The sequence below is a fragment of the Acinetobacter sp. ANC 5414 genome, assembly GCF_013004295.1.
GTDB lineage: Bacteria > Pseudomonadota > Gammaproteobacteria > Pseudomonadales > Moraxellaceae > Acinetobacter.
The window spans coordinates 210499-219897 of the sequence record NZ_JABERM010000014.1 but is presented as its reverse complement, the minus strand read 5'-3'; the positions used below and the strand labels follow the sequence as shown (position 1 = coordinate 219897).

11 protein-coding genes are annotated in these 9399 nt (G+C 39.2%); 5 read left to right on the top strand and 6 right to left on the bottom strand.

All coding sequences use genetic code 11. The annotated features are described in order from the left end of the window. Positions 1 to 317: 317 nt before the first annotated feature. From HLH18_RS10500 to ftsY, 4 genes are all read right to left on the bottom strand, one after another. A complete protein-coding gene (locus HLH18_RS10500; protein ID WP_171546779.1) occupies positions 318 to 968 on the bottom strand; it encodes a DUF2057 family protein in 651 nt (216 codons plus the stop codon). Positions 969 to 1179: 211 nt separating this feature from the next. Further along, the gene (locus tag HLH18_RS10495) at positions 1180 to 1773 is read right to left on the bottom strand and encodes a nitroreductase family protein (protein ID WP_171546778.1); all 594 of its coding nucleotides are present in this window, start codon (positions 1771 to 1773) and stop codon (positions 1180 to 1182) included. 194 nt (positions 1774 to 1967) lie between these two features. Continuing rightward, positions 1968 to 2654 carry a nitroreductase family protein gene (locus HLH18_RS10490; protein ID WP_171546777.1) on the bottom strand — a complete coding sequence of 229 codons (687 nt, stop codon included), beginning with the start codon at positions 2652 to 2654 and terminating at the stop codon, positions 1968 to 1970. 174 nt (positions 2655 to 2828) lie between these two features. Next, positions 2829 to 3932: a signal recognition particle-docking protein FtsY gene (ftsY, locus tag HLH18_RS10485; RefSeq protein ID WP_171546776.1), complete on the bottom strand. Its 1104-nt coding sequence runs from the start codon at positions 3930 to 3932 to the stop codon at positions 2829 to 2831. Between the two features lie 223 nt (positions 3933 to 4155). Here ftsY and HLH18_RS10480 point away from each other — a divergent pair, with 223 nt between their 5' ends. Both HLH18_RS10480 and HLH18_RS10475 read left to right on the top strand, forming a co-directional pair. Further along, positions 4156 to 5496: a M16 family metallopeptidase gene (locus HLH18_RS10480; protein ID WP_502708126.1), complete on the top strand. Its 1341-nt coding sequence runs from the start codon at positions 4156 to 4158 to the stop codon at positions 5494 to 5496. Positions 5497 to 5507: 11 nt separating this feature from the next. Then, positions 5508 to 7091 (top strand): insulinase family protein, encoded by a 1584-nt coding sequence (locus tag HLH18_RS10475; protein ID WP_171546774.1) that lies wholly within the window; start codon positions 5508 to 5510, stop codon positions 7089 to 7091. On the opposite strand, the gene HLH18_RS10470 is transcribed toward HLH18_RS10475, so the two are convergent. Both HLH18_RS10470 and HLH18_RS10465 read right to left on the bottom strand, forming a co-directional pair. Beyond that, positions 7018 to 7338 carry a hypothetical protein gene (locus HLH18_RS10470; protein WP_131290987.1) on the bottom strand — a complete coding sequence of 107 codons (321 nt, stop codon included), beginning with the start codon at positions 7336 to 7338 and terminating at the stop codon, positions 7018 to 7020. The two genes, HLH18_RS10475 and HLH18_RS10470, sit on opposite strands and share 74 nt — an antisense overlap. 106 nt (positions 7339 to 7444) lie before the next feature. Continuing rightward, entirely contained in the window at positions 7445 to 7804 is a 360-nt protein-coding gene (locus HLH18_RS10465) for a hypothetical protein (RefSeq protein ID WP_131290989.1), read from the bottom strand. A 224-nt stretch (positions 7805 to 8028) separates the two neighbouring features. On the opposite strand from HLH18_RS10465, the gene HLH18_RS10460 reads away from it, so the two are divergent. The 3 genes from HLH18_RS10460 to HLH18_RS10450 all read left to right on the top strand — a co-directional run bounded on the left by HLH18_RS10460 (position 8029) and on the right by HLH18_RS10450 (position 9339). Beyond that, positions 8029 to 8262 (top strand): SEL1-like repeat protein, encoded by a 234-nt coding sequence (locus tag HLH18_RS10460; protein ID WP_067724773.1) that lies wholly within the window; start codon positions 8029 to 8031, stop codon positions 8260 to 8262. A gap of 138 nt (positions 8263 to 8400) precedes the next feature. After that, positions 8401 to 8775, top strand: coding sequence for a DUF2750 domain-containing protein (locus HLH18_RS10455; protein WP_131290991.1), 375 nt, complete (start codon positions 8401 to 8403; stop codon positions 8773 to 8775). A gap of 132 nt (positions 8776 to 8907) precedes the next feature. Continuing rightward, positions 8908 to 9339, top strand: coding sequence for a CBS domain-containing protein (locus HLH18_RS10450; protein WP_171529348.1), 432 nt, complete (start codon positions 8908 to 8910; stop codon positions 9337 to 9339). Positions 9340 to 9399: the final 60 nt, after the last annotated feature.

Below are 9399 nucleotides of genomic sequence, written 5' to 3'. Positions count from 1 at the left end.
CTCTTCGTCAGAGACAAGTCACTCAACGCCATAAACTCAACAACTTAACGCTTCGCGCTTCGTTCGTTTCCGTCTATCTCGTCGGGATGCAGCGTATTCTATACAGTTTCTAAATGCGTGCAACCCCTATTTATCAAAATAACGTTAAAATAGAACCGACTGTTTATTTTTTAAACCAAAAAGCTATTTTTCTCACTTTTTTAGTCTTTTTCTACCCTTTCTTATCTATAAAAAAACCAATTTCCATGTCACAACTGCACCTATAAAAAGAAAAACCCGCTCAGGCGGGTTTTTCTTTAAATGAGTTACCTTATGAATTAGTTCGCTTGTTCAGCCAGCCAGCTCATAAATTTTTGACGTTCTGCTTTATTCGACTTTTGCCAAAGCTGAATCAGTTGCTGATCTGCGGAATGAGTAGAATTAACAGTTGCGCCAGAATTTAAGCTGGTTGTCTGTGCATAAATAGCAGCAGGTTGATTAACAGGTGCCGATTTCTTTTGCGTTAAATCTGTAGCTTTTGCAAAGATACCTTGTCCCAACCAAGGTTTTTGCTCTGTATTTGCACCGGTTTGTTGAACCAGTAGTTGTTTATTTTTATCAACCAAAGCAACGATAGGTTGTTTAGCATATTTTTTTGCAGCTTCAAAACTTGCTGGTGCATTTACTAAATCTAATCGGTAATTTTCACCATCTTTTAGAAATGGCGTTTTTAAGGTCACCACACCAGACTTCACAATGTCGTGTTCACCATTCAGGTGTTCAAAATATTGGGTGTAACGCACACTAATACTACTTTCACCTGCATCGACTTTATATTGATTATTCGCTGAGCGGAATAATCCTGTATTAACCTCCTGATCATTTACCACAACAATTTTAATTTCTTCAGGTGCTGTAATCGTGACCGCCGAAAATGCAGTACCACTGATCATTAATGCAGCTGCTGCAAAAGTTAATCTTAAAGCCATTCTGCTTTCTCTTCTTTCATTGTTAAAATTCAGTTGCACTATGCAATGTATAAATGACGATTTTATGACAAAGCCATTTTCAATACACCAGCATCTTCAAGACTTTGTTGAGATAAGCTTTTCAACTTCATAGATATAAACTTTTAAGATTTTTTAAGGTATAAAAAAGAGCGTTCAATAACGCTCTTTTTGCCTTTAAGTAAAGAAATGCTTAGTTAAATGTCTTAAAGCGTAGTTTATCATCCATAAAGGTTTTTTCTCCGGCAGGTGCTTCAATTGCACCGAACACCAACTGAGCACGTAATTTCCAGTTTTTAGGAATGTCAAAAGTCTTGGTAACTTCCTCATCAATCACCGGATGATAGTGCTGCAATGAAGCACCTATATGGTGTTCCGCCAATGCTGTCCACACGGCAAACTGCGCAATACCGGTGGAATGCTCTGACCATGCCGGGAAATGATCTGCATATAATGAAAACTGTTCTTGCAATGATTTGACCACATCTTGATCTTCGAAAAATAAAACGGTGCCATAACCTGCTGCAAAACTGTTAATTTTTGCGTCGGTCTTTTCAAAGGCATCTTGTGGCACCATTTTACGTAGTGTTTCACGTACGATATTCCAGAATTTCGTATGTGATTCACCATATAGAGTAACAATACGTGAGGTTTGCGAATTAAAAGCAGATGGGCTGTTACGAACCGCTTCTTTGATGATTTCTTCGATTTTCTCTTGTGCCAGTGGAACATTTTTACTAATTGAGTAAATGGTACGGCGTTGTTTCATTTGATCTAGAAATGACATGGGATACCCCCTTTTTTTGTTCAACATTATTAGAATGAACTTATCTTATGTTAATTCTATGATGAGTACATGACTAAAAAAGTGACATTGTGTTTTATTTATAAAACAATTTGATGAAGTGCTTTTTGAATTTTATGCTTATTTAAAACAAATAAAGCACCTACGACAGGTGCTTTATTTGTTCATAGCCTCGATTAGACCAATATTCTAAATCGATCGCCATCTTGTGGATCATGTTTAAGCTCAGCATCTTGCTCAATTGAACCAAACACCAGTTGCGCTCGAAGCAACCACGATGCGTCTATATTAAAATAGTCAGCAACTACTGAATCTATACTCGGGTTATAGTGTTGCAGGCAAGCACCGATCCCTGAATCAGCTAAAGCCGTCCATACTGCATATTGCGCCATGCCTGAAGTCTGTTCTGACCAAACCGGAAAGTCCCCTGCATTGAAAGGGATTTTCTTTTGTAATCGCTGAATGGTTTGCTGATCCTCATAAAAAAGAACCGTACCAAAACCTGCGGCACATTGGTCTATCTTCATCTCTGTGCCTGCAAAAACATGTACTGCAACCAATTTGCGTTGTACTTCTTTAACAATGTCCCAAAATTTTTCATGAGACTCACCAAATAGCACCACAATTCGTGAACTTTGAGAATTCAAGGCCGATGGACAACTTCGGACTGCTTCCTGAATGAGTTCTGCCAAATAGGCTTGACTATAATGAACCTTCTTCCCCAGCACATAGATGCTACGACGTTTTTTCAAATGATCAACAAAAGTTAATTCGTGTATTTCTTCTGCAGCTCTTTTTTTAAGCTTAAAATCTTTGGTGATATCTGACTTCAGGACATGACCAATTTTTTCTAACAATGCCACAGCAGTACTCCCCAATAATACGAATGCCCAAGCTTTTAATATCTGTTGATTCTAATCGTTTCCAGAGGACTTCTTTGAATAAGTTATTTTTATATGTTGTTTTTTAAATCAAACAATTAGCTTAAAAACAACAAACTCCGCACTTGGCGGAGTTTGTGTGAAACATCAGGCATTTTACTTTTCTGTTTCAAATAATGCTGCAACAAACGATTTTGCCGAAAACGGACGTAAATCATCGATTTTTTCACCCACACCAATAAAACGAATCGGCACATGAGTACGACTGGCAATGTTAAACAGCACACCACCCTTAGCCGTACCATCAAGCTTGGTAATGGTAAGTCCGGTTAGGCCAACCGCCTCATCAAACATTTCGACTTGATTAATCGCATTTTGACCTGTACCGGCATCCACCACCAACATGATTTCATGCGGTGCTGTTGCGTCAATTTTTTGCATCACGCGTTTAACTTTAGTGAGCTCTTGCATCAAGTGACTTTTATTATGTAAACGTCCCGCAGTATCGGCAATAAGAACATCAACACCTTTGGCACGCGCACTTTCAAAGGCATCAAAAATCACCGATGCACTATCTGCACCATGACCTTGTGCAACCACTGCAATATTATTACGTTCACCCCAAATTTGAAGCTGTTCTGTTGCTGCGGCACGGAAGGTATCGCCTGCTGCCAGCATCACTTTCTTGCCTTCACCTTGTAAGCGTTTTGCCAGTTTGCCAATGGTTGTGGTTTTGCCCACACCATTGACACCCACCACCAAAATAACAAATGGCGCTTTATTCGGGTCAATGTGTAAAGGCTTGACACGTGGAGCCAGAATCGCCACCAGCTCTTCTTGCAAAGCTTTATACAATGAATGTGAATAGATCAAATCGCCACGTGTGGTACGTTCGGTTAAATTGGCAATAATGGTTTTCGTCGCATCTACACCGATATCTGCAACCAGTAATTGCTCTTCAACTTCCTCCAATAATTCATCATCGATTTCTTTACCACCGATCAGAATATTCACCATGCCATCAGCAAGGTTTTTACGGGTTTTGGTCAAACCCACTTTCATGCGGCTAAAAAAACCACCTTTAGATGCATCATCTTGTTCAGTTTCTGTGGCTACAGGCGCAGAAACCATGGTGTCTTCTTGTTTTGGAGTTTCAACAATAGGTACATTTACCGCAGGTAAATTCGGTAAAGTGACATCGTCATCCCCGATATCAGCATCAATCAAAAATTTATTTTGCCCATTAGATTGCTGTTGCATGCCGAATCCTTGAAAAGCATTGCGTTGAAAAACAAGGATTCTAGCATAGATTTCCGTTGCAATCCCCAGTAGACGTACAACACACCAAAAACGAACAACTCCGCCTTGCTTTCAAACAGGAATTTCTTAAAAATAATCATAAATACAATTAATCACTTTGGTAAATATTGTGCTCAAAATTTACGTCTCACTTTTTCCAAAGCGGTCTTTTTTAAAAAAATATATTTTACCCGTGGGTTTTGCCTTGCTCTCAATACAAAGCGGATGGGTTCATGCAGAGACACGTAGTGAGTTGGCACGCAGCACCTTTGAAACCACACTTAAAAATGGCTTAAAAGTGATTATTCGCGAAGACCATCGCTCTCCCATGGTCATGACGCAAATCTGGTATGGCGTGGGAAGCAGTGATGAATCGGGGAATTTGCTGGGGATTTCCCATGTACTTGAACACATGATGTTTAAGGGCACAAATAAAGTTCCCAATGATGAATTTACCCGTTTAAGTCGTATTTATGGGGGGAGTATCAACGCTTCAACCTTTACCAATTACACCAATTATTATCAACTCTATCCTAAAACTTATTTCCCCATGGCTTTAGAGCTTGAATCGGATCGCATGAGTAATTTACTGTTGCGGCAGCAAGATTTCGATCCAGAAATTAAAGTGGTCATGGAAGAACGGCGCTTGCGTACCGATGACAATCCGAGGTCACTGGCTTTTGAACGATTCAAATGGATTGCTTATCCCACCAGTCATTATCGACAACCCGTCATTGGGCACATGAAAAATCTTCAAAACATCCAGCTTGAAGATGTAAAAAAATGGTATCGTGACTGGTATACCCCAAATAATGCAATCTTGATTATTGTCGGCGATGTCGATTCTGAAAATGCCTTGCTGCAAGTACAAAAGTATTTTGGTGATATTCCCGCCAGAAAAATACCGCCCAGAAATGACGTATTGGAGTTTGACCGCATTGGTTACCGCCACATGGAACTCAACCTGCCTGTGCAAGTACCTAATTTATATATGGCATGGAATGTACCTTCACTGGTCACGGCTAAAAACTCCAAAGATGCTTATGCCCTCACTATTATTAAAAGTTTGTTGGATAGTGGGATTTCTTCACGACTGCAAGATCGACTCGTCCGTGACCAGAAAATTTTGACCGCGATCAGTGTTTCCTATGATCCCTATAGTCGTGGAGACAGCTTATTGAGCATTTCCGCATTACCTACTGATGGCATAAGTTTACAAGAGGCTGAAAAAGCCATTCAAAGTGAAATTGATTTATTAAAAACGGAACTGATCAAACCCGAAGATGTTGAACGCGTGACTGCTAAATTCGTTTCCAATTTAGTCTATAGCCAAGATGATATTGCCGGACAAGCCAAAATGATCGGCAACTTAGAAATCAACGGTTTAAGTTTTCGCTTGATGGATGAACTGCCAAAGCATTTTGAAACGGTCACTCCCCAAGATATTCAACGCGTGGCGAATATTTATTTTAGCCGTGACAATCTCAGCACTTTATACCTTTCTCCCGACAATAAAGCACAATAACGGAATTTTACATGTTGAAGCTACGCCATATTATTTCACTCAGTTCTATTGTTGCGGCTCAATCTGCAATTGCAGATGTGGACTTAAATAGTATTAACGATGACAATCCGACCCATTTAATCTCGATTCCGCTTTTACAAAGTTTAAAAATCAATAATAAACAGCTTCAATTGCGCGCCCCTTATGTTCATGAGCTGAAAAATCGCTATAAAGTCCGCACCCTGTTTGTAGAATCACCAGATCTTCCCATGGTCGATATTCAACTGACATTTAATGCAGGTGCAGCACGGGATGAAGAGATCGCTCCAGGTTTGTATGGTATTGCCAATATGGCGGCAAAGCTGATTGATGAGGGCACAGAAAAATATACCGCCAACAAAATTGCCAGTGCTTTTGAACGCGTGGGTGCCAAATTTAGTGCGCAAGCTTATCGGGACATGTTCGTTGTAAAATTAAGGGTGCTATCTGACCCTAAAAAACTTGAACCAGCTTTAGGCATGATGATGGAAGTTTTAAATCATTCGACGTTTAAAAAATCCAGTATTGATTTGGTCTTAAACAATACTCAGGTGGGACAAAAGCAAATCCAGGAAAGCCCCAGCCGGATGATGAATGTTCAATTTTATCGTGCCTTGTATGGAAAGCATCCCTATGCAGAACCGATTACCGGAACACAACGTAGTATCAGTAAAATAACCCCAGAACAACTAAAACAATTTAGTGATCAATTTCTGGTGGCACAAAATCTGAATATCGCCATTACCGGTCAACTCAATGCCAAACAAGCACTACAACTTTCTGAACGGATTGCTGGCAATTTAAAACAGGGTGAAAAAGCCAAACCACTGGCGCAACCACTCGACAAATCGGCTTTTGATATTCGCCACCTGACCTTTAATTCTAGCCAAGCGCATGTGATGATGGGACATTTAGGCACCACACGATTTGATCCAGATCGTTTAGCCTTAGAAGTTGCCAATCAGATGTTTGGTGGTAATGGCTTTAACTCTGTCTTGATGAAAGAGCTGCGGGTGAAACGAGGTTATACCTATGGGGCTTATAGTTCTTTTTCATTTAGCCAGGTTCCCGGCACTTTTAGTTTTAGTTACTCAACCCGACAAGACCAGCTACTCGACAGTATTCAAGTTGCTCATCAGGCTCTAGTCAATTTTGTACAGCAACCGATTGATCAAAAACAGCTGGAAGAAACCAAAGCCGGTATGTTACGGGCTTTTCCAAATAATTATAGTAGCAATGCCAATATTAATGCCCAGTTAGGTTCAATGGGTTTTTACAACCAAGCGGCAGATTATTTGAATCAATACCCACAACTATTAGAGAAAATGACTGCGCAAGACGTACAAAATGCAATCCGGAAACATCTGCATCCTGAACGCTTAACCCTGATTGTGGTCAATGACAAATTAGATAAACAGGCTTTGCAAGCAACCCTCAAGCAAAATTTGCTTCCACATGAACCGACGCTACCTTCGCCTTCAATAGAACAAATGCCTAAAACGATTATTGCTCCGCCTGCAAAGGAGGTAATTGATGTGCCCGGGTCATTTCCAACTGATGCGCCTGCATCAATTTAAAGTATTGACCGTAAGGAACCTGATGCTGCTGCATCAGGTGCAAGGCCATTTCTTGGGTATCGGGATAATTGGCTTGGGACGAAAGTTTCACAATATTTTCAAACTGTGTAACTGAAATTGGTCGATGCAGGGCAATGAAAGCAAGGATTAATATAATGGCGATAATCGTAACAATGAGCACGTTATAAACATTTTCAAGTTTTATTTCAGATTTTAATTGAACAATTTTTTCTATAGCAATATGCATAACCTACCTCGAACTCAAGGTAGTCTATGGTGCGGTAAAAATAAGTACAAGTAGATTTGCTCAATTTCAAAACACTTGTGGCAGAAATTGAGCAATCATCTACTGCTTATCCTATGACGTTTCTGATCACGGCAAAGTAAAGTACCAACGCAATAATTCCTAAAACCAGCGCAATGGCAAAAACCCCGACCCCTCTTTCCGAATCAACTGGATGTAGTTCATCATCATCTGCGACACGCTTTAACTCGCCATTATAAACATCATAAAACTCTTCACGTTGTTGTGGATCCAGCTGACGGGTAAAATCATAAACTCTTTTGCGCTGAGCCAGACAAAAATTACCCAGATGAATTTCCTGATGAAAAATTGCTTCGTCTAAATTTTTGCGATGTTGATGAGCAAGCTCAATAATTTGAGCTTCTGTTGGAGGCAAATCAAAATTCAAACCATCTAATGTTTTTGTCATGTTATTCTCCTTATACTTAACAGTTTCCGTACATCCATATTAATAAAAAATCATTTTGTGCATTGTTTAATCATGTAAACTTAAATTAATAAGAATTACCCACATATATTGTTTGACAATTTAGGTTTAATGTAATATTAATTTAATAATACCAAGTTAAATTAGTATCAAGACGAACTTAAAAGTTTTACACTAGCAATCATAATTACAATAAGGAGTTTAATATGATTCAACAACTCTCTCATCAAGACTTAGAACATGCATATGCAGATGCAGTAAACACCATTCAATCTCAAATGAATTTTGCAGATGCGGTTCAAAAATTGGAAGAAGTCGCTCGTGCTGGGCATGGTAAAGCAGCATTATTTTTAGCAGAACTTTATTATCAAGGTTTTCGTGTAGAACGAGACTCACTAAAAGCACAATACTGGCAGAATTTAGCCACAATGCAAGCTTAACAAAACGTCACTAAGGTGGCGTTTTTTAATGCCTATTGTTTTTAAATACATATTTTCTTACATTGTTTCTCAAAGCTTACACTGAACTTTCATCTGAATTTCTTACAATAGCTCCCGAAGTCACTAGATGCTTTTGGTATGAATCAAATTAAATCTTTACACCTTATTCCTAAAGACTTGTTCTTTAAAATCACCCTTTTAAAGTCAATGATGTACTGCGGTGTACTCTGGGGTTTATATCACCAACAAGGCTGGGCAATGATGTCTGACCAAGAAGACTTCATTTTTCCCTTTTGGCTCAACAGTATTCAAGCGCACAACTATGCCAAGCTACATTGGCCAGATTATACTCCCCGTAAAATCACCCCTAAGGATTTTCAAGAATCCTTACTGCCGACATTAACGCGTTTAAAAGTTACGCCTGCTTTATGCAATTCTTCAAGTCGAAAATTTAAATTGACCACTCAACAAATGCGTCACTTCTTTTTCTCTGAATCTTTGCAACCTGCTTAGGCAGTTGTACAAACGGTTCAAGCGAAATACAGAGAAATGTAAAATTAAGTTTCTGAATTGAAAAGTGTTTGCATTTTTCTGATTTCGCGCTAAGTTTAATATCAAAGAATAAACACCAAAGGACGATAATAAATGACCAATGTAGCACAAGTTATTCAGGACAAAATTGAACAAACTATTTTTACCATTAGTCCAGAAGCAACTGTACTTGAAGCAATTTCACTTATGGCAGATAAAGGCATTGGCGCACTGGTAGTGACTGAGCAAGAGAAAGTAGTCGGTATTCTGTCTGAACGTGATTACATGCGTAAAGTCACACTGATGGAACGTAGGTCTGAAGAAACTACGGTCAGTGAAATTATGACTGCAAAAGTATTAACAGTTACCAAATCAACCAGTGTTGAAGATTGCTTAGGTCTCATGACAGATCGCCATTTACGTCATCTCCCTGTGGTTGAAAATGATAAACTTATTGGCTTGATTTCAATTGGTGACCTGGTCAAAGCCGTCATGGAGGATCAGCGCAAATTGATTGATCAACTCCAACAATATATTGCCAGTTAACCTTTTAAACTCAATAAAAAACCTCTCGAAACGAGAGGTTTTTTAATTTTTCCGGCTAGA